Below are 21,218 nucleotides of genomic sequence, written 5' to 3' on the forward strand. Positions count from 1 at the left end.
AGCAGCACGACCGACAAGCTGAAGGGTCTGGCCAACGAGGCCGTCGGCAACGTCAAGCAGGCGGCCGGCCAGGTGACCGGCAACGACAAGCTGGTGGCCGAGGGCAAGGTGCAGGAGCTGAAGGGCGAGGCGCAGAAGACCGCCGGCGAGGTCAAGGACGGCGCCAAGTCCCTCGCCGACAAGATCACCGGCAAGCACTGACCACAGATTGACCCGTCGCGGCGCCGGCCCGGCCGGCGCCGTCTCTCGCCCCCCATGCGGGGCTCGTTAAATCCACCACAGGAGACCGACATGAACCGCGACCAGATCCGTGGCGCGTCCCGTCACCTCAAGGGTCGCGCGCAGACCGCCATCGGCGGCTTCGCCGGCGACCCGGCCCGCCAGGTGCGCGGAGCCGTCAATCAGGTGGCTGGTGGCGCTCAGTACGCCTACGGCCGTGCCCGGGACCGGGCAGAGGATTTCGCCGAGGATGGCCGCCATCTCGCCCACGAAGTGCGGGAGCGGGCCGACGCTCTCATCGACGACGGCCGGCACTATGCCGAGGCGGCACGCCACCGGGTGACGACCCACGGCCGCCGCGCCGTCCGCTACGCCGACGCCAACCGCACGACGACACTGCTCGCCTTCGTGGGCGTGGCCTTCGCGCTGGGCTGGCTCGCCCGTTCCTCCCGCTGACCTCCGGAGATCCCGATGATCCGCAAGCTTCTCACCGCTCTCGTCCTTCCCCGGGTGATCGCGTTCATCACGCGCCGCGTCACCGGCCGGGTGGCCACGCCGCCGCGCCGGGGCCACTGACCACCGAAGGCCAGAATACCCCACCGACCCATCACGGAAAGGACGCGCTATGAGCAAGGGATATCCCTCGATGACGGCCCTGCTGGGCCTGCTTGCGGTGGCGGGCTACCAGAACCGGGACAAGATCTCCGAGTGGCTCGGCACTCCCGCCAGGGACGCCCATGGCACGCTCGTGCCGCCGGTGGGTCGGACGTCGCCGGCCACCGGATCGACGATCCCGTCCAACCTGCAGCAGGTGCTGGGCGGCGTCGGCTCGGCCGGGGTCGGCGGCCTGATCGCCAGCGGGCTGGCCGAGCTCGTCGACCACTTCACCAAGGGCGGCCATGGCGTGGCGGCGAACTCCTGGATCAACCAGGGTGACAACCACGCCATCGCCGAGGCGGATCTGGAGCGCGCCATCGGCCCGCAGACCCTCGACCATCTCACGCAGCAGACCGGCCTGAGCCGCTCCGACCTCCTCGCGCGCCTGTCGCGCGAGCTGCCCTCGGCCATCGACCGCTACGCGACCGACGGGCGTCGCCTCGCCTGACCAGAAAGCCTGAAGATCCCGGTCGCGCCTCGGGGCGGCCGGGCATTCGACGCGGGCCGGCATCCGTCGGCCGCCGTCACGACGTTTGGGAATCGACACGTCATGATGGCCGCCCTGCGTCGTATCCTCGTCACTGCGTTCATCGCCGCGCTCGCCGGTCTCGGGGTCATCACCGCCTTGCTCGGCCGGCGGCCGCGTCGAACGCTCTCCGCCGGGGCTGATACCGCTTCAGGGCGCGTGCGCGGGCCGCGACAGAGGCTTGGAGCCGTGCTGGACCGCAACGCGATCGGGCACGGCTCCAAACGCATCTCGACCGAGGCCGCGTTGACGAAAGCTACCGCCGCTCCGTCATCCGCGGTCCGGATGACAGGCGGCCGCAGCCTGGCCGTCGGGCTCGTTGCCGTGTTGCTGCTCCTGGCGGGGCTGGCCGGCCTTGTCCACGAGCGCCGTGATGCGCGGCTCGACGCCGGTTCCGCCATACCCTCCGATGCTGCGAAACCGTTGGCTGCCCTGTCGCCCCTGGCGGCGGGGTCCGCCCGCGCGCCGGCTTCGGCGGCCGACATGCCGGCCGGGTCTGTCCGGACGCCCGGGCCGGGCACGCCGGCCGGGCTCCCGTCTGCGCCCATGCCTACGTCGGCCGTGCCGGATTTCGACGTCGTCCGCGTCGAGCCGAACGGCGAGGCCGTAATCGCAGGTCGGGCCGCGCCGAACGCCGCCGTCGCGTTGCTCGTCGACGGCAAGCCGGTGGCCCAGGTACGCGCCGATGCCGGCGGACAATTCACGATCGTGCCGCCGCCCCTCCCGACCGGCAGCAGCGAGATCGCGCTGCGGGCCATGGATTCGCGGGGCGACATGCAGCGCTCCGCGGCGCGCATCGCCGTCCTGGTCGCGCCATCCCGTGATGTGAAGCCGCTCGTCGCCCTGACGGCACCCGACAAGCCGACGAGGATCCTCTCGCAATCGGACGGCTCAGCCGCGACCGGCCCGATTCCGGTTCTTGCGGCGGGGCGGCAGGCGCTCCGGGCCGAGGGGGAGGGGACGGCGAAGCAGGACCCGCCCGCGATGCACCGGGACGCATCGACACCCGAGCCTGCTCCGCGTGGCTCCGAAATCGACACGGCGCGGGCCGGAGCGGGTAGAGCGGACGGCGAGACGGCGTCCGATTCCGTTCATCCGCCGCAAGATCCGCACCGGGCGGAGGCCTCCTCCGGCAGGGCGCCAACCCCGCCAACGGTGGCGAGCATCGATGCCCAGGACGGCGGGAAGCTGTTCGTCACGGCGCGCGGAGCCCCCGGGGCCGACCTGCGGCTCTACCTGAACGGCACGCTGATCGCCCCGGCTACGGTGGGGCGCGACGGGACAGTGACGTTCGCCATCGGCCAGGGAGTGAAGGCGGGGGACTACACGGTCCGGCTCGACTGGGTCGATCCCGCGACGGGCAAGGTCCGCGACCGGGCGGAGGTCCCGTTCAAGGCCCCAGATCCCGACCACGATAGGGGGGTGGAATACGCCGCCGCGCAGCAGGGCTCGGCCTTTCAGGCCGCCGGACCGGACATCGCGGAGCAACGGACCTCCGGGAACGCGATCCCGCCCCGTCCACACCCGGCGGACCAGGTTCGGACCCCGACGACGGGCAGCCTTGCCGCCACCGGTCCGTCCGGGACCGGCGGCACCTCCGCGATCGACGTCCCCAGGATCGGGACCGTCCGTATCGAGCGCGGCGACAGCCTCTGGCGGATCAGCCGCCGCGCCTACGGCGAGGGCGAGCGCTACACCCTGATCTTCGACGCCAACCACAAGCAGATCCAGGATCCCGATCTCATCTATCCCGGACAGGTCTTCGTTCTGCCGCCGGAGCACGATGGAAAAGGCGGCGCGGATACGCAGCCCCGTTGAGGCCGCCGAGCGGCAAGCTCGCATCGCCGGCCGCACGGGCGTGGGTTCCGAACGCCACCGTTGCGGAAAAGCAGTGCGTCCGCTGCGAGGTTCATCGTGCTGACGACCTTCAGTCGATCCCCGCGGACGCCGGTGAATCACGAATCAAATTCGTCATTCATCCATACACAGTGGCAAGTTGTCGCTTACAGGCGATTATATCCACTGACACATGAACGAAAATTCTAAGACACTGTTCTATGGCCGCCAACATAGAAGGATGAAATCTTTGCGTCTGAAGATGATGTGCGGCGCAGCCGCCCTGGCCGCCTTCGGCCTCGCCACCACGGTGGCCTCTGCCCAGGAAGGCGGTCCGTGCACGGATGACATCGCCACGCTGAAGCGGGAACTCGGGACTCAGGTCGGAATGGGGGCGCCCGTCTCCCAGCCGGATGCGGGACAGCGGAAGGGGCCGAACGCGGGTTCCGACGCGCAATCAGCCGACACGACGGGGACCGCGTCCAAGGCCGGCGACAAGCCGGGTGACCGCGCGAGCCGCGAAGCTGGCGGCTCGCCGGGGACGGTCGGTGGCGTAGCGGGGCCCGTCGCCGCCGCAACCGGCACCGCGCAGGCCGACGCCGTGGCGAGCGGCCGGGTCGCCACCTCACCGGCCGACGTTCGGGCGCAATCCGAGAACAAGCCGACCGCCGCCGCGAAGGCGCAGCAGGGCGATGCCCCCTCGGCTTCCGCGAGCCTCTCCACGGAAGACAAGATCTCGCAGGCCAAGACCGCGCTGCAGCGCGCGACGGATCTCAACGCCAAGGGCGATCAGTCCTGCCGCGATGCGGTCCAAGAGGCCAGGAACCTGATCCCCCAGCCTACGCGCTGATCGGACAACGACCCGCCTCCGGCCCGGAGGCGGGTCCGCTCACGGCGGCCGATCGCGCATCTCCACCCTCGGATCGTGGACCACGGCCCACCCTCTCCATTCGGCCTCCGACCAGGGGAGGCCTACAGCGCCCGGAGCCCTGCCATGAAGATGGCCATGAAAATCGTGTCGTATGCCGTGGCTGTGGCCGCCGTCTGCATGCTTGTCACAGTCGTGATCCAGTCTGCCGGTCTGCTCGCCGGATCATAGGGCGTCCGCTGCTCTGCCGTGTTCATCCGCACGACATGCCTCCACAAGACATGACGATGAAGGGAACGATGATCTACCTCGCAAGCTGTGCGGTCGAGGCCTGCCAAGCCGGGTGCGGCCAGTGAGGGCGGTTCCAATGCTCCTCGCCGCGGCCGTCCTGCTGACGCGCGTGCTGTCGCCGGCCTTTGCACAGAACCAGCCGATCAAGGGCCCCGAGGACGCCAGGTGCCGCGACGAGGCACGCAATCACGTCTTCACAGCCCCGAACCCGAAGGGCCTCTCGCCTTACGGACTGGGGGCGGAACTCTACCACGCCTGCATGCGGCGCCTCGGCGCTGAGCCGGCCGAGACGCCGCGCCGCTAGGGGACGCTCCACGCCCGCAAGGCCGACGCGGCCGGGAACGTGTCACTGCGAAAGCATGCGGACACGCAGGCGGCGGTCGCATCTTCGCGCCAGGTTGCCGCTGGGCCCGCGTCGCCGCACCCAGTCTGAACGGATCTTCCTCGACCGCGCGAGACCGTTGCCGCCGACCTTGGCCTGCCGCATTGCGATCCGGGGGGAGGGGTCAGGCCTGACCGTGGCACGGATCCGGCTTTGCTGCCGATCGGGCCTGCCGGGCGAGACCGAAACGGCCCCGCCCGCTGCGGCAGATGTGGCGCGCCGGGTATCGCCTCCGCTACCAGGGCGCATCGGCGTCGATCGGCTGCGCAGCGCCCGGCGACGGCAAATGTGAGGTCCCGATGTTCCTGAGCATCTTCGACATCTTCAAGATCGGCATCGGGCCGTCGAGCTCACACACGATGGGACCGATGCTCGCATCCGCGCGCTTCCTCGATGCGCTGCGCGAGCGAAGCGGCCGCGCGGCCGCTTCGCCGGCTTCGCTCCGCATCGAGGTCGTCCTGCACGGCAGTCTTGCCTTCACCGGGCAGGGGCACGCCACGGATCGGGCGGTCATCCTCGGCCTGCTCGGGTTCCGGCCGGATACGCTCGATCCGGACGGGGCCGCGCGCCGCGAGGCTGCGCTGCGCGCCACGGGTCGGATCGATGCCCCGGGGCTTCCCCCGATCGCGTTCGCGGCCGGGCAGGGGGTCGTGTTCGATTACGGCCCGCCCCTGCCGGGCCATGCCAACGGCCTGATCTTCCGCGCCACCGACCAGGACGGCGTCCCGTATCTGACGGAGACCTACTATTCGATCGGCGGCGGCTTCGTCCTGACCGCGGGGGAACTGGCCGGGGGCGACATCAAGGCCGTCGATGCCTCCGTGCTGCGCCCCTATCCGTTCGGAAGCGCCGCCGAGATGCTGGCGATGGGCGCTGCGTCGGACCGCAGCATCGCAGCGATGAAGCGGGCGAACGAAACGGTCAGCCGCAGCGACGCCGATCTCGACGACGGCCTCGATCGGATCTGGGGCGTCATGGACGCGTGCATCGATCGCGGTCTGGCCACCGACGGAACCCTGCCGGGCGGCCTGAATGTCCGCCGCCGCGCCCGGCACATTCATCAGGCGCTGCTGTCCGAGCGGGGCACCAACCGCGTACAGCCGCACGTCGCCAACGATTGGCTGTCGGTCTACGCGATGGCGATCAACGAGGAGAATGCCGGCGGTGGACAGGTCGTGACCGCGCCGACGAACGGGGCCGCCGGGGTCGTCCCTGCGGTCATGCGCTATTACCGCGACCACTGCATCGGCGCGGATCGGACCGGAATTCGCGATTTCCTGCTGGTGGCTGCGGCGATCGGCGGCCTGATCAAGACCAACGCCTCGATCTCCGGTGCCGAAGTCGGGTGCCAGGGCGAGGTCGGGTCTGCCGCCGCGATGGCGGCCGCCGGTCTCTGCGCCGCGCTCGGCGGCAGCAACGCGCAGGTCGAGAACGCCGCCGAGATCGCTCTGGAGCATCACCTCGGTCTCACCTGCGACCCGATCCGCGGGCTGGTGCAGGTTCCGTGCATCGAGCGCAACGGCCTCGGGGCGATCAAGGCCGTCGCCGCCGCGTCGCTGGCATTGCGCGGCGACGGCAGCCACGTCATGCCGCTCGACAACTGCATCGAGGCGATGAAGCAGACGGGGCGCGACATGAGCGTCCGGTACAAGGAAACCTCGACCGGCGGCCTCGCGGTCAATCTTCCGGAATGTTGACGGCGTGCGCCGAACGGCGACCGCCGCCCACGATGAGGACAATCCGATGGAGACCATCATCGCGGCGCCCGACACGCGCGGGCCAGCCTTCATCCCGCCCATGCCGCCTCTGGCACCGGACCGCGTAGGGGCCCTCGGTGTCCTGGCCGGCCTGCGCCGCAACGCCTACGCCGCCTTCCCGCCCCGGTGCCGCGCGCAAGGCGTGGTCGTGATGCCCATGCCGGGCCGCGACGTCGTGATAGCCGCCGGCCCGCAGGCGATGCGCGACGTGCTGGCCGCGCGCCCGGAGCTCTACCGGCGCATCGCAGCCGGCGACCGCATCTTCGGTGCCCTGATCGGGCGTGGTGTCGCCGCCAGCGAGGGACAGGCCTGGCGCCGGCAGCGCCGGATCCTGGCACCCGCCTTCACGCCCCGCACCGTGACCCTGCTGGCCCCGCACATGGCCGCGTGTACCGAGGCGGCCCTCGCCCCGCTGGAGGCGTCCCGCGGGGCGCCCGTGGACCTGCTCGCGGTGATGCAGGATCTCAGCCTCGCGGTCGCCGGCACGAGCATGTTCTCCCTGGAGATCGACACGTTCGGGCCGCAGCTGCGCGGCCTGCTCCTGGCCTATGCCGCCGGTATCGGGCGGCCGCGGGCGAGCGACTTCATCCTGCCGCGCTGGGTGCCGACGGTGACGACCATCCGCCGCGCGCGCTTCCGCCGGCGCTGGCGGGCGCTCATCCTGGCGATCATCGCCCGGCGCCGGGCCTCGCATCCTCCGGGGGCGCCGCGCGACCTCTTCGATCTCCTGTCGGAGGCCTACGGGGACCGGGAGGAGGACCTCCTGGCCGACGAGGTCTCGACGATGATCTTCGCCGGGCACGAGACGACGGGTCTGACGCTGTTCTGGGCCTGCTACCTCCTGGCCCACGCGCCCGACTGGCGCGACGCCATCCGGCGGGAAGCGCGGCAGGTGGACCTCTCGCCGGGCGGTGCGGGGGCGGCCGTCGGCGCGCTGCCGCAGACGCGCGCCGTGGTGGACGAGGCGCTGCGGCTCTATCCGCCGGCCTACATGACGGCGCGCCAAGCGGTGGCGGATCACGAGTTGTGCGGCGTCCCCGTCCGGCGCGGGGCCATCGTGCTGATGCCGTTCACCCTGCTGCACACCGACCCGCGCCTGTGGGCCTCGCCCGAGCGTTTCGACCCCGGGCGCTTCCTCGGGTCCGAGAAGCCGGATCGCACCAGCTTCCTGCCGTTCGGCGCGGGCCCGCGCGTGTGCATCGGGGCGCAGCTGGCCACGTCGGAGGCCGTGCTGGTCCTGGCGCGCTTGCTACGCGACAACGACCTCGTCCTCGACGACGGCGCCCCGGTGCTGCCGGTCGGGTCATTCGCCACCCGGCCGAGCCGATCCCCGACCTTCCGCCTGCGGCCCTGTGCATGAGGGCGAAGGCCGGCAGACCGGTCAGATCCTCAGTCGTGCCGCATCACCGGGCGGCCGGAGCCGCGTGCTCCGCCACCGGACCCGACGGTCCGAGCGCGGCCATGAACGCCGCGAGATAGGGCCGCCACAGCGTCGCGTAGCGCAACGACTGGTGGCCATGCGTCTCGGGGGAGGCCGGGACCAGGACGAACTGCGCCCCGGGGATCCGCCGGATCGCCGGATCCATCACGCCGAGCTCGACCGGATTGAGCGCATCGTCGGCGAAGTTGATCGCCAGGAGCTTCGCCTTGATCTCCCCAAGCCGGGGCAACGGATCGTAGTCGAACGACGAATCGAACCAGTACAGCCAGTCGTTGGCGTCGACCTTGCCCGCGTAATTGGCGGCGAGCCGGCCGTAGAGCGTCACCGCGTCGGCGTTGGTGGGCGCCGCCTGCTGCTGGCTGAGCACGCTCTCGGTCATGATGTTGAAGATCGGCAGCATTTTGGTGAAGTGCGTCGGTGGCGTCTCGTAATCTCCACCCTTGTAGTCCGGGTCCGAGCGGATGGCCTCGATCAGCAGGCGCCGCCACAGCGCGTTGCGCCCGCTCACCGGGATCGGCTGGCTGGCGACCGCCACGAGGCCGTCCATCATCCCGGGGTGGCGCTCACCCCACATCCAGGCCTGCATCCCGCCCATCGAGGTGCCGATCACCGCCCGCAGGTGCCGGATCCCGAGACCCTCGGTGACGACGCGGTACTGCCCCTCGACCACATCGCCGTAGCCGTAGCGGGGAAATCGCCCGCGCAGGCCGTCGGAGGGTTTCGATGAGCCGCCGCGGCCGAGCCCGTCGGTCAGGACGACGAAGTACTGCGCCGCGTCGAGCGGTGCGCCCGGCGCGAACAGCTCCGGACCCATCGTCGGGGCGAGGAACTGCTTGCCGGTGCCGGTCGTGCCGTGGAGCACCAGCACGGCGTTGTCGATGTCCCCGTTCGCGTCGCGGTGGGGGCTTCCGAGCGTCGTGTAGTGCAGCCGCGCCTCCGGCAGGACGGCGCCGCTCTCCAGCTTGAAGCCTGCAACGCCGAGATCCGCCTCGTGCTGGTTCGGATAGGGGGCCGGGTCGCCCGCCGCGCCGGACGCGCATGCGATCGCCCAGGCGGCGAGGATTGTCCGCGTGAGACCGGTCCGGCCGGCCGAGGCTGTGGTCGTCATGGCTCCAACTCGCTTCCCTGGCGGCTCTCAGCCCTTGGTGGGCGTTCTCTCGCGCCGAGCCGGTGTCACCGTCGGCGCAGGGCGCTCCCGTCGCCGCGACCCTCGTGCCGAACGTCCTGGCAAAGGTCTTGGCAAAGGTCTCGGCAAAGGTCTCTTGCAGATCACCGCGCCCGGTAGGCGACCCGGATCTCGCCGACCCCGTCACAGGTGCCGTGCAGGACATCCCCGGGCTTGACCGCACTCACCCCGGCGGGGGTTCCGGTCATCAGCAGATCGCCGGGCAGAAGCTCGACCGCCCGCGACAGGCAGGCCAATGCCTCCGCGACCGACCAGATCATCTGGTTGAGATCGCCGCTCTGGCGCTCCGCGCCGTTGACCGCGACCGCGATCCGGCCCGCGGCCGGATGGCCGATGCGCGCGGCTGGGACGATCGGGCTGATCGGGCAGGAGCGGTCGAAACCCTTCGACAGGTCCCAGGGCCGCCCGAGCTTCTTCGCCTCGGCCTGGACGTCGCGCAGCGTCATGTCGAAGCCGACGGCGTAGCCGTAGACGAGCTCCAGGGCTTCCGCGGCGTCGATATTCGCGCCGCCCCGACCAAGCGCCGCCACCAACTCGACCTCGTGGTGGAGATCGTCGGTCTGGTCCGGGAACGGCAGTTCGCCGCCGCCGGCGACGACCGCGTTGGCCGGCTTGGCGAAGAAGAACGGCGGCTCCCGGTCGGGGTCATGGCCCATCTCCCGGGCATGCGCGGCGTAGTTGCGACCGACGCACCAGACCCGCCGCACCGGGAAGGCGGCGGCCTCGCCCTCCACGGGGATGGTCACGCATGCGGGCGGCTCGATCACGTAGCGCATCTGAGGCTCTCTAACCAATCCTGCGTATTGGTTAGAAGCTGGGGCGACGGGCGTCAAGGTCATCGATCCGCCGCTGACATCCCGGGCCGCTGCGGCATTCTCCTCCGGCGAGGATACCGGTTCGGCGCAAGAGAGCGCGTCGAAACAAAGGCTTAGGGCCGTGCTCGCTTGCAACGCGAGGGAGCCCGGCTCTAGACGGGACTGCATGGATTCCGACGCCGCCCCGGTTCTGACGCTCCTGCAGGCCTATCTCGCGAAGACGCGGCTGCCAGCCGACGGCCGGCTGCCGCCCGAGCGGATCCTGGCCGAGGCGCTCGGGACATCACGGGGCGAATTGCGGAAGGCGCTGGCGGTGATGGAAGCCGACGGCCAGCTCTGGCGTCATGTCGGCAAAGGCACCTTCCTGGGATCGCGCCCCCTGGCGGCGATCGATGAAGTGGCGGCGCTGGCGACCCGCGCGACGCCCCCCGACCTCGTCCAGGCGCGCTTGGCGGTGGAGCCAGAGCTGGCGGCCCTCGCCGCCCTGCACGCCGCACCCTCCCAACGCGATGCGCTCCGCCGGGCGCTCCACGCGAGCGGCGGTGCCGGGCAGACATGGCGCGGCTACGAGCTCGAGGACGCGCGCCTCCACCGGGCGATCGCCCTCGCCGCCGGGAACCCGCTGCTCCTGTTCCTGTACGATCACCTCGCCGCCATCCGGCGCGTAATGACCTGGGATCGTCCACGCGCCGCGGAGGAGGGTCCGCCGGCCGATCACCCATCCTTCGCCGAGCACGACCGGATCGTGGCCGCGATCGCCGCGCGGGATCCAGCCGCGGCCCGGCGCGAGATGGCCGCTCACGTCACGGCGGTTCACGCCGCGATGGCGCCGGCCTGATCCCACTTGCTTGAGCCGTTCGAGCCGACCACCAGGCTTCCGCGCGCAGGGCAGGCGGTCCCGTGATCCGACGCGGTCCGCGTGGAGCGTCTGCTCCGGAGCACACGGCACCAGGGCGGCGTGCCCCATCGCCGGGCCATGGCGGGATGTCAGCGAAATTCGGCTTGGCCAGACGGTGAAGGGGCGCGGGCGGACCGGTTGCGCCTTAACGGATGCTACGGGCGGGTCGGATGACGCCCGTAAGCCGTCATTCGCTGCCCCGCGTCAGCTGGCGAACCTGCGGATCACCGCCTCGATCTTGCGCCGGTCGAAGGGCTTGCCGAGGACCACGCCCCGCTCCGGGATCTGAGCGTCGTCCCAGGGCTGCGAGGACACCATCAGCAGCTCGATCGGCGGCCAGCGGTCTCGGATCGTCAGAGCCAAATTCATGCCCACCGTCGAGCCGCGCATATCCAGGTCTGCGAACACGGTGCGGATGTCGGCGCGGGTCTCCAAGATCTGGATCGCCTCGACCACGGTGGTCGCCTCGACGGCGTCGCACCCCGCCTGTTCGACGAAGTCGACGAGCGCCATCATCAGGATCGGATCGTCCTCGACGACGAGCACGTAGGTCGGGTTCGGAGATTGGGACTGTGCCATCAGGGTCAGTGAGCGAGGACCTGAACTTCGGAGAGCGGTGCGCGGAACTCGGCACGAAGACCGAGGGGGGTGTAATCGAGGACGGCTATCCGTGTTCCGAGCAGGCCCATGCGGATCAGCTTCGACCCGAAGCCGCCCCGGCCGCTCGGTGGCTCGACCGGCGGTCCATCGATCTCGGCCCAGTCCAGCACCAGCGCGGGCGATTGATCGATCTCGGTGCGCCAGCTGATCCGCACCGTGCCGGCTCCGGTCGACAGCGCCCCGTACTTGAGCGCGTTGGTGGCCATCTCGTGCAGCAGCAGGGACAGCGACAGGGCCGCCTGCGGGCTGATGTCCAGATCCGGTCCATCGAGCGCGAAGCGGTCGAGATCCGCCTGTATCGCCAGCACGCTCTCCATCACGGCGCGCATCCTGGCGGCGGTCCAGCTCTTCTGAATCAGTACGTCGTGCGCGCGCGACAAGGCCAGCACGCGCCGCTCGAACGCCTCGACCAAGGGTCGTTCGGAGACCCCGCGGAGGGTCTGCGAGGCGATCGACTGCACGATGGCCAGGGTGTTCTTCAGGCGGTGCGCCAGCTCCGCGTTGAGGACGCCCTGCAGCTCCTCGGCCCGCACGCGCGCGACACCGACCTCAAGCCGGTCGGCGACGTTGCGCAGGAACGCCAGCTCCTCGGGTGTCCAGACACGGGGGTTCGCGTCGTGGGCGACGAAGAGCGCAACCGTGCGGCCCCGGTCGCGCACCGGCATGTTGACCATCGCACCGACGCCGATCGCCTGCAGCGCCGCAGGATCAGCGGCCGTGCGCGCGTCGGCAGTCACGTCGTTGATCACCAGGGCCTCACCCCGGCGCAGTTCTCCTCTGAAATCGCCGTACTCGTCGAACGCGTGCCGGCCTGTAAGGCTCACATGGCCGGGCGCCGTCCAGTCCGCATCGATGTCGATGAACTCCACGTCACCGACAACGCGGCCGAAGCCGGCACGGGTGGCACCCAGGGTGCGGCCGACGATCTCGGCAGCAGCCGCTGTCATCTCCGCCGCAGAAGTCAGATCGCGCAGACGGTCGCCGAGCGCCAGCATCGCGGCACGGCGGGCATCGGCTTCCACCCGTGACGTGATCTCGGAGAAGATGATTCCGAAGCGGTCGCGATTCACACGGAACGCCCGCCCTTCGTACCAGCGACGCAGAGTGCCGACTTGACGGACGAACGTCGTCTGCTCGCCGGTCACGACGACCCGGGCGAACTCATCGACCCAGGCATCCTCGATGCCGGGGAAGGTCTCGCGGATCGTGCGGCCGATCACCGTCATCGGATCGACGCCGACCAGCTTGCCCCAAGCCGGATTGACCTCAACGTAACGCCAGTCGGTGATCGCGCCGTCGGCGGCGCGAACCACTTCGCCGACGATGAACCCTTCGCTGAGGCGTTGGAACAGCCCGCGCCAGTAGGTGTCCTGCGCCCGCGTCTCGGCGCGCGCTGCGGCTTCGGCCAGACCGCTGGTTGCGGCGCCGGCGAACATGGCGAGCTGCGCGAGGTCATGCGCATTGAACGCGATCGGCACGCGCGACTGCAGCTTGAGCACGCCCAGCACGGTCACGCCGCGCAGGACGGGCGCGAACACCGCCGAGCCGATCTGCAGGGTGCCGATCAGCTCACGCTTGACGTGCGGATCGCGGCTGGCATCGACCATCAGGTACGGCGCGCCGGTTCGTGCGCAGAACCCGGCTCCGCTCCCGTCCAGCGGGATGCGCAGGCCTGCATGAGCCGCCACCGCGCCCCGCGTGGCGTGATACTCCAGGTGGGCGCCGTCCAGCAGCTCGAACACCCCGCCATCGGCCGCCGGCAGGGCCTGCATGGCGCCGTCGATCACGGCCGTGAGGATCGTTTGCAGGTCTCCCTCGGCGGCGGAGATCGCCAGCTGGGTGTCGCGTAGGGCTTCGCGGGTCCGATATGCCTGCCCCTCGTTGACACGCAGGACGTCACGGGCTTCGACGGCCCGACGCAGTTCGAGCTGGCTCAGCACCTGTCGGGCGAGCAGGCGTAAGCCGTTCTGCTGTGACGCGCTCAGCCCATTCGGCCGGGGCTTCTTGTCGATCACGCACAGGGTGCCGAGGACCAGACCGCGGGCCGTGCGCAAGGGCGCGCCGGCATAGAACCGGATGAACGGATCGCCCGTGACCAGCGGGTTGGCCGACGTACGCGGGTCGGTGGTCAGGTCCGGGATGATCAGCAGCTCATCGGGTTGCGCCAGCGCGTGGGCGCAGACCGAGCTGTTGAGGTCGGTCTCGCAATGCGGGAAGCCGATCTGCGCTTTGAACCACTGCCGATCCTCGGCAACCAGGCTGACCAGGGCCACCGGCATGTCGCAGAGCTGGCAGGCCAGCTGCACGATGTCGTCGAAGCCCGGCTCGGCCGGGGTATCGAGGATACCGTACGCCGCCAGACTTTCCAGCCGGTCTGCATCGTGGACGGCTGGGGGGACCGGCGAGGACGACATTGCATCCATTCATGTCAACGGCCCCCGCATAGGCCAAGCGCCGTTGTCGGTCATCCTATCCGTATGGTCGCAGAACGCGAATTCCAAACGAAGGCGTCGGGCTGTGCACGGCAGGGGTCCCACCACGCGCGTGCCTGCCGTGGTGCGTTCGAGGAATCGGTCCATCCTCCAGAGGTCTGCTCCCGTGGCCTATCGCCGGACAGCAGACCGGCTGGAATCCGACCGCCGAAGCCAGCCGGGTCCGGGCGACGCGGCAGGGGAGGGGCCGATCACGATCGCCCCCGCTGTCGAGAACTCAGGCCGGAGCGTCGATCGCACCCTCACGGGAGCGGCATCACCGATACCGCGGCCGGTGGACTTCCCGGCCCTCGTGGGACTGGTCGATCGGGCTCCAGAAGCCGTCCGGCGATGCACTGCGCGGATGCACGGGAACGTACCCGCCGTCCCAGCTGCGCGGCCTCACGTCGGGTGTCCTTCCGAACGCGCCATCGTCGTAGCGATACATCTCGACGCGGTCGCCTTTGGTCTGGCCGCGCCTGTCGACGGGGCCCGGCGTCTGGCTCGCGCTGCGCGGCGCGCGCTTTATCGGTGCGGGCTTCATGTCGAAGTAGTCCCGATAAACTCCGTACGACTCGCCCGCCATCGCGCCGACAGTCGATCCGAGCATCAGGACGGCTGCGAGCAGAGTCTTCATGGTCGTACACCTTCTGCCTGTGCGTCGACATTTGGCAGATCTGAAATGCCCGTCGGTCTGCCGAACGGTGTGGGATCATAGACTGCCTTTTCGAAAGCGCGGTGACGTACGGCACGGCCGAAATCTTGCCCACGCCGAACAGGATTGTGGGTTGACCGGGCATCGCGATCGGTCCGATTTGCCCCGAGCGGCAAGCTCAGCCGTTTCGTGGACGCGGCGTCCGGTCCTTAACCACGCGTTGAGCTCTCGGTCCCGGGAGCCTATGCATGGGCCCCATGGACCTCCAGACGCCCGCCATACCCGCCCTGGCTTCGTTCGCCCGCAAGCCGCCGACCGGACAGGCCGCGCCGTTCCTGCCGATGAGCCGCGCCGAAATGGCTGCGCTCGGATGGGAGTCCTGCGACATCGTGCTGGTGACGGGTGACGCCTATGTCGATCACCCGAGCTTCGGCATGGCGATCATCGGCCGGCTGCTCGAGGCGCAGGGTTTCCGGGTCGGCATCATCGCCCAGCCGGACTGGCAGTCGGCCGAGCCGTTCAAGGCGCTCGGCAAGCCGAATCTGTTCTTCGGCGTCACCGGCGGCAATCTCGATTCGATGGTGAACCGCTACACGGCGGACCGGCGGCTGCGCCACGACGATGCCTACACGGCCGGCGGCGAAGGCGGCCGGCGCCCGGACCGCTGCACCATCGTCTACACGCAGCGCTGCCGCGAGGCCTTCAAGGACGTGCCGATCGTGCTCGGCGGCATCGAGGCGTCGCTGCGCCGGATCGCACATTACGATTACTGGTCCGACAAGGTGCGCCGCTCGATCCTGGCGGATGCGAAGGCGGATCTGCTCGTCTACGGCAACGCCGAGCGCGCCGTGGTCGAGGTCGCGAACCGCCTCGCGGCCGGCGAGGCGCCGCACCAGCTCGATTCGATCCGGGGCGTCGCCCTGTTCCGCCGCGTGCCCGGCCACTACACGGAATTGCCCGCCGACGATCTCGATTCCGCGGACGAGGCCGCCACCCGCCGGCCCGGCGAGACCGTGATCCGGCTGCCCGCCTACGAGCAGGTCAAGGACGACAAGGAGGCCTATGCCCGCGCCTCGCGCGTGCTGCACCGGGAGGCCAATCCCGGCAATGCGCGCCCCATGGTCCAGCGCCACGGCGACCGCGACCTGTGGCTCAACCCGCCGCCGATCCCGCTGACCAGCGACGAGATGGATGCGGTCTACGACCTGCCCTACGCCCGCGCGCCCCACCCGTCCTACGGCGACGCGAAGATCCCCGCCTGGGACATGATCAAGTTCTCGGTGACGATCATGCGCGGCTGCTTCGGCGGCTGCACCTTCTGCTCGATTACCGAGCACGAGGGCCGCGTCATCCAGAACCGCTCGGAGGACTCGATCCTGCGCGAGATCGAGTTAATTCGAGATAAGACGCCGGGCTTCACCGGCGTGATCTCGGATGTCGGCGGGCCGACCGCCAACATGTACCGGATGGCCTGCAAGGACCCGAAGATCGAGGCGGCGTGCCGGCTGCCCTCCTGCGTCTTCCCGGACATCTGCCCGAACCTGAACACCTCGCACGACGACCTGATCCGCCTCTACCGCAAGGTCCGGGAGGTGAAGGGCGTCAAGAAGGTGATGGTCGCCTCGGGCGTCCGCTACGACCTCGCGGTCAAGAGCCCGGAATACATCAAGGAGCTCGTGACCCACCATGTCGGCGGCCGCCTGAAGATCGCGCCCGAGCACACCGAGCGCGGCCCCCTCGACAAGATGATGAAGCCGGGGATCGGCACCTACGACCGGTTCAAGGAGATGTTCGACGCCGCCGCCAAGGAGGCGGGCAAGAAGTACTACCTGATCCCGTACTTCATCGCAGCCCATCCCGGCACGACCGACGAGGACATGATGCACCTCGCGCTCTGGCTCAAGGCGAACAACTACCGCGCCGATCAGGTCCAGACGTTCCTGCCCTCGCCGATGGCGACGGCCACCGCGATGTACCACACCGAGATCAACACCCTCCGGGGCGTGCGCCGCGGCGGCAGCGAGCCGGTCGACGCGATCAAGGGGCTGCGCCAGCGGCGGCTGCACAAGGCGTTCCTGCGCTACCACGACCCCGAGAACTGGCCGCTGCTGCGCGAGGCTTTGCGCGAGATGGGCCGCGCCGATCTCATCGGGCCGCGGCCGGATCAGCTCGTGCCGTTCTCGCAGCCGCCGGGAACCGGGGCGGGCGCGGGCAGGACGGGCGGCCAGCCCCGCCCCGTGTACCGCCCGGGTGGTGGCCAGAGCTTCACCACGAAGGGCGTGCCCCTGCGCAAGTAAGGCTCGCGCGCCGCTGACGATGGATGGTCCGAGACCATCTGCCCGTCGCGGGCCGCCACCGTGATGCCGCCGCGGCCTGCCGCAAGGCTGCGATCGACGCGGGTGAGATCGTAGCGGCCGGCACCCTCCAACGGGGGATCCCGGTGCGCTACCAGCCGGTGGCGGGTCGGTTGGGCACGCGCCGGCGCCGCAGTTCGAGCGCGCCTGCGAGGATGTCGTGGGCGGGGGATGGGAAGCCCGCACAGGGGGCGTGGCCGATCGGCGAGCCGCGGACCGCGCCCGGCCTGCTTACGCGCAGGTGGTCGATACGGGCGCAGTACAAGTACGGCTCGGCCGAATCGGAACAAAAAGTGAACATGCTCCGGACGTAAGGGCAGAGCCATCGATTTGGCCCGCCGTGGCAGATGCGCCGTCGAAGGATTGGCCAGCGCGCGCGAACGTAAGCTTCAGCGGTGACGGGCGCTGATCTTCGCCCGTTCGAAGCGACGAAGGCGGCGTTCGCCAGCCTGTATCCGCGCCGCATCGGGGATGCCGCGGCCCACCCTGCGGCGGCTCGTGCGGACGGCGATCGAAAGGCCAGGTGCCGCGCCAGGTCCGACACCATCCTGAGCCGCATCCGGTTGTATCGTATGGATATTGCAACCTTAAGACGAAATCAACTATTCAACCACAAGCTGTTGATATCGATGGCGCCGCCAGATGGCCGCGGGCGTCGTGAGCTGCATCCGCTAAAGATTTGCAGATGTCTGGGGAATTCTACGTCATGCTGAGACTCGACAGCAAGGTAAACTGCTTTCGGCGACGCGCTCACGTCAGAGCACTTCTGCTCACGACTGGACTTTTCGGTGCTGTTGCCGCGTCTCCCGCTCACGCGCAGCTGCTCAGGGGCGGTTTCGATACAACCGGTGGGGGCATCCTTGGCACCGGCTTATCCGTCGGCACTACAACCCCTGGCAGCGGTATCGTGGGGACGGGTTTGACGGTCGGCACGTCCGGATCGGGCCTGCTTGGGAGCGGGCTCGGGGTCGGCACCAGCGCACCCGGCAGCGGCGTGCTCGGAACGGGCCTGATTGTCGGCACGTCCGGGACGGGCGTGCTCGGGAGCGGGCTCGGGATCGGCACCAGCGCACCCGGCAGCGGCGTGCTTGGAACGGGCCTGAATGTCGGAACGAGCGGAACGGGTGTTCTGGGCACCGGATTGCTCGTGGGCACGACGGGTCCGGGTGACGGTCTGCTCGGGACTGGCCTCACGCTTGGGACGTCCAATACGGGCGGAACCGGCGGAACCGGCGGCGGCACGGGCGGCGCCGGTGGCATGGGCGGTGGACAGGGCATCTATATCGTGACGGGCACCGTCATGCAGTCTCAGGGCCAGACTGTCGTCACCGACCTTCGGCTCTCCGCGTTCTCGGATCTCACGGGTGTGGCGGCCAACAACACCAGCCGCTTGCCCGGTCCGAGCGCAGGCGGGGATGATGCGCTGGCCGTCGGTTACGGCGCGAGCGCGTCGGGTCCGGCATCGACCGCCGTCGGGACCGGTGCCCGCGCCGCCCAGACCGGGAGCGTGGCCCTCGGTTACGGAGCCGGTGCGCAGGGTCTCGGCAGTACGGCGGTGGGTACGGCGTCGGCCGCGCTCGGCGATGGCAGTACCGCCCTGGGTTTTGCCGCCGGCGCAGGCGGTTCGGGATCCACGGCGGTCGGCGCGACCGCTTCGGCGGGCGGAGACGGCAGCGTCGCGTTGGGCAGCGGCGCGCGGGCCGATCAGGCGAACGCCGTCGCCATCGGTGCCAACGTCCGGACGACGCGGGCCAACCAGGTCGCGATCGGCACGGCCGGCAGCACCTATACGTTGGCTGGCATCGCCTCGCCGGCGAGCGCGGCGGCTCAGAGCGGCCCGACGAACTTCGTGACCACGGACGCCAGCGGCAATCTCGCGGCGTCGGCCTACGGACCCGCGAGCATCGCGAGCATGGCTGGCCGGGTCGACGCGGTCCAGTCGCAGGTGAACACGCTGGAGGCCAAGACCGACGCCATGCAGCGCTACGCCATCCAGACGCGCAAGGAGGCTCGACAGGGTGTCGCCATGGCGATCGCCATGGCCACGGCGCCGATGCCCTCCGCACCGGGCAAGACCACCTGGGCCACGAACGGGGCAACCTATCGCGGTGAATGGGCGGGCGGCGTGGCGGTGGCACACCGGCTGCCCACCTGCTGCGTGCCGATCGCGGTCACGGCGGGGGTCGCGTATGGCGGCAACAACGCGCTGGGAGCCCGTGCGGGCTTGGCCGGCGAGTTCTGAGGCGGTCGCAACCCCGAGCCGGCTGCATCCGGCACGGTGGCTCTGCGCTGGTCCGCGAACGGGGTCGAAGATCTCCGGTGACCGGGCATCCCTGAAGCAGAGCGGGCCGCCGACGTGCGGCCCATCCCGCTGGGGTCAGCGCGCGAACACCATCCCGGCGCCGAACTCCGGCTTGGACCTAATTCCACGAGCCGCGCCCGATCGCTTTGCCATCGGGCGCGGCTCTCAACCATTGTTGTGACGCGCTGAGTTGCGCCGAACCGGTTTGCTCTTCGGCGCCGCGCGTTCTAGCGGCCGTCCAGCGAGGGGCCACCCGACGTACCACCGGTACCAGGAGGCCCGCTGGTCGGTGTTCCGCCGATATTCACGTTCGGCGTCGTTCCAACCACGGGTGAATTGCTGCGGTTGGCCTCGTTGCCTCTGGTGATCGGGCTGGGACCTAGATCCCGGGCGCCAGGGCTCACGCCCCCGGTGCCGGCTGGCGGAGCCACGCCCGTATTGCCGGCGCCGCCGGTGACAACCTGGGCCGCGGCAGGACCCGCCAGAGCGATGCCCAGGGCTCCGACGAGCGCGATTGTAGTCCGGACCATGCGGTCTCCCCGTGTGACTGTTGCAGCACAGGAACGGCCAGGGCGGGGCACGGTTCAACGGACTCGCGTGCCGGCGGGTCCGACACGTCGTCCCTGTCGGCCCGAGGGGCTCCCGGGCATCGGTCCCGTGCGGGATCGCAACGGCTAGGGCGGCCTTGCGTCCCGCACGGGAGGCGCGAGGTCCCGCGTGCGGGCTTATCCCTTGAGCTGCTTGTTGCACGCAGAATAATAGCCGCCGCCCTTCTGGATCCATCGGGCGTCGCCCAATGTGCCCGCAGCCTTGGCCGCATTGTAGCTGTCCAGGCACGTGTGCATCCGGGCCTTGCCCGGCGACTCCTTGGCGTATTTCGGGTCGACGGCGCGCGGGTAGGCGGCCGATCCGGGGGCCGCTGCCGGTGCCGGAGCGGTTCTCGATGCGGTCGTGGTCGGCGCTGGGGCGGCGGTCGATGCGGACGGCGCAACCGGGTTCGGCACCGTGTTGCTCGAAGCGTCGGCCGCCGCGCCGCACGACGCCTTGCGGAAGTCGTTCCAGGTCTGACCGTTGAGTGTGCCGGCCTGCTTGGCGGCTTGATACTTCACCGAGCAGTCCTTGGTGGACAAAGCCGCGGCGGGGGTGGCGATCGCGGCACTGCCCGCGACCAGCAGGGCAAAAGAAACCAGGCGGCCCATGATTACAAGTCTCCAATGCATCTTTAGTGCAATCGGAGAGCGTAGTGCAGTCTTGAGCCAATGGAAGCGTGTCTGACGCGTTTTTGTAGGCCATCCGGCCAACGAGCATTGTCAGCCGCTTCCGTTGCGTCATCCGCAAGGCGCGGCGTCACATCGGGGGGCTGACCGGGCGATGGGAGCTCCATCCGTGCGGCGCTCCGATCGCCGTGGCCGGAGCGATGCCCCAACCCAATCGGAGGGGCGATGAGAACGTTGGGGCGTCTCCGCTAGGGGCCGCGCCACCCGGTGTGTAGCATTTGGATCACACTCAATCGATCGCGGTGTGGCCAGCTGCAACCCTAATGCCGCAGAGTTGTTTGTGTGCTCGGCCGCGGACATCGCGATGTATTCCGGTGACCAATCGGATGTTCACGGACGGTTTACTATGAGACGGCGCCTCATGATGGTTGGGTGTGTCCGTAAAACTACAGCCAATTCGATCAGAGACCGGTAGCCTTGGCACCAGATCGAAACACTGGATCAACCCACATGACCAAGCTTCTCGCCTCGCTCGCCGCCTTCACCGCCCTGACGGCCGCCGCCTCGGCCGCCGACCTGCCGCGTCGCGCCGCCCCGCCGCCCGTGTTCACCCCCGTGCCGGTGTTCACCTGGTCGGGCGCCTACTTCGGTATCAACGCCGGCTACGCCTTCGACGCCTCCAG

17 protein-coding genes are annotated in these 21,218 nt (G+C 69.8%); 11 read left to right on the top strand and 6 right to left on the bottom strand.

Annotated features, from left to right (window positions below):
* The 8 genes from MKK84_RS00075 to MKK84_RS00110 all read left to right on the top strand — a co-directional run.
* The coding region (locus tag MKK84_RS00075; RefSeq protein ID WP_243915937.1) for a CsbD family protein at window positions 1-201 on the top strand (201 nt) is incomplete at its 5' end.
* 90 nt (window positions 202-291) lie between these two features.
* A complete protein-coding gene (locus tag MKK84_RS00080; protein ID WP_243915939.1) occupies window positions 292-675 on the top strand; it encodes a CsbD family protein in 384 nt (127 codons plus the stop codon).
* 169 nt (window positions 676-844) lie between these two features.
* Window positions 845-1,324 (top strand): YidB family protein, encoded by a 480-nt coding sequence (locus tag MKK84_RS00085; protein ID WP_243915941.1) that lies wholly within the window; start codon window positions 845-847, stop codon window positions 1,322-1,324.
* Between the two features lie 102 nt (window positions 1,325-1,426).
* Window positions 1,427-3,220, top strand: a complete 1,794-nt coding sequence (locus MKK84_RS00090) for a LysM peptidoglycan-binding domain-containing protein (RefSeq protein WP_243915955.1) — start codon at window positions 1,427-1,429, stop codon at window positions 3,218-3,220.
* A 259-nt stretch (window positions 3,221-3,479) separates the two neighbouring features.
* A complete protein-coding gene (locus tag MKK84_RS00095) occupies window positions 3,480-4,088 on the top strand; it encodes a hypothetical protein (RefSeq protein ID WP_243915957.1) in 609 nt (202 codons plus the stop codon).
* Between the two features lie 385 nt (window positions 4,089-4,473).
* Window positions 4,474-4,701, top strand: a complete 228-nt coding sequence (locus MKK84_RS00100) for a hypothetical protein (protein WP_243915959.1) — start codon at window positions 4,474-4,476, stop codon at window positions 4,699-4,701.
* A 377-nt stretch (window positions 4,702-5,078) separates the two neighbouring features.
* Window positions 5,079-6,476 carry an L-serine ammonia-lyase gene (locus MKK84_RS00105; protein WP_243915968.1) on the top strand — a complete coding sequence of 466 codons (1,398 nt, stop codon included), beginning with the start codon at window positions 5,079-5,081 and terminating at the stop codon, window positions 6,474-6,476.
* A 4-nt stretch (window positions 6,477-6,480) separates the two neighbouring features.
* Window positions 6,481-7,896, top strand: a complete 1,416-nt coding sequence (locus MKK84_RS00110; RefSeq protein ID WP_243915970.1) for a cytochrome P450 — start codon at window positions 6,481-6,483, stop codon at window positions 7,894-7,896.
* 43 nt (window positions 7,897-7,939) lie between these two features.
* Here the strand turns inward: MKK84_RS00110 and MKK84_RS00115 are convergent, their stop codons facing one another.
* Window positions 7,940-9,085 carry an alpha/beta fold hydrolase gene (locus tag MKK84_RS00115; RefSeq protein WP_243915972.1) on the bottom strand — a complete coding sequence of 382 codons (1,146 nt, stop codon included), beginning with the start codon at window positions 9,083-9,085 and terminating at the stop codon, window positions 7,940-7,942.
* Between the two features lie 161 nt (window positions 9,086-9,246).
* On the bottom strand, window positions 9,247-9,939 hold the full coding sequence (locus MKK84_RS00120; protein ID WP_243915980.1) for a fumarylacetoacetate hydrolase family protein: 693 nt from the start codon (window positions 9,937-9,939) through the stop codon (window positions 9,247-9,249).
* Between the two features lie 205 nt (window positions 9,940-10,144).
* Here MKK84_RS00120 and MKK84_RS00125 point away from each other — a divergent pair, with 205 nt between their 5' ends.
* Window positions 10,145-10,816, top strand: a complete 672-nt coding sequence (locus MKK84_RS00125) for a FadR/GntR family transcriptional regulator (RefSeq protein ID WP_243915987.1) — start codon at window positions 10,145-10,147, stop codon at window positions 10,814-10,816.
* 264 nt (window positions 10,817-11,080) lie between these two features.
* Here MKK84_RS00125 and MKK84_RS00130 read toward each other — a convergent pair whose 3' ends face one another.
* From MKK84_RS00130 to MKK84_RS00140, 3 genes are all read right to left on the bottom strand, one after another.
* Window positions 11,081-11,455, bottom strand: coding sequence for a response regulator (locus MKK84_RS00130; protein ID WP_243915990.1), 375 nt, complete (start codon window positions 11,453-11,455; stop codon window positions 11,081-11,083).
* Window positions 11,456-11,460: 5 nt separating this feature from the next.
* The gene (locus MKK84_RS00135) at window positions 11,461-13,950 is read right to left on the bottom strand and encodes a GAF domain-containing protein (protein ID WP_243915992.1); all 2,490 of its coding nucleotides are present in this window, start codon (window positions 13,948-13,950) and stop codon (window positions 11,461-11,463) included.
* Between the two features lie 334 nt (window positions 13,951-14,284).
* Window positions 14,285-14,644, bottom strand: coding sequence for a hypothetical protein (locus MKK84_RS00140; RefSeq protein ID WP_243915994.1), 360 nt, complete (start codon window positions 14,642-14,644; stop codon window positions 14,285-14,287).
* 359 nt (window positions 14,645-15,003) lie between these two features.
* Between MKK84_RS00140 and MKK84_RS00145 the strand changes: the two genes are divergently transcribed.
* Window positions 15,004-16,959, top strand: a complete 1,956-nt coding sequence (locus MKK84_RS00145; protein ID WP_243916001.1) for a YgiQ family radical SAM protein — start codon at window positions 15,004-15,006, stop codon at window positions 16,957-16,959.
* A gap of 964 nt (window positions 16,960-17,923) precedes the next feature.
* Window positions 17,924-19,258 carry a hypothetical protein gene (locus MKK84_RS00150; RefSeq protein ID WP_243915997.1) on the top strand — a complete coding sequence of 445 codons (1,335 nt, stop codon included), beginning with the start codon at window positions 17,924-17,926 and terminating at the stop codon, window positions 19,256-19,258.
* A gap of 785 nt (window positions 19,259-20,043) precedes the next feature.
* On the opposite strand, the gene MKK84_RS00155 is transcribed toward MKK84_RS00150, so the two are convergent.
* Entirely contained in the window at window positions 20,044-20,517 is a 474-nt protein-coding gene (locus MKK84_RS00155; protein WP_243915999.1) for a hypothetical protein, read from the bottom strand.
* Between the last annotated feature and the right edge of the window lie 701 nt (window positions 20,518-21,218).

This window comes from Methylobacterium sp. E-065, from assembly GCF_022829605.1.
GTDB lineage: Bacteria > Pseudomonadota > Alphaproteobacteria > Rhizobiales > Beijerinckiaceae > Methylobacterium.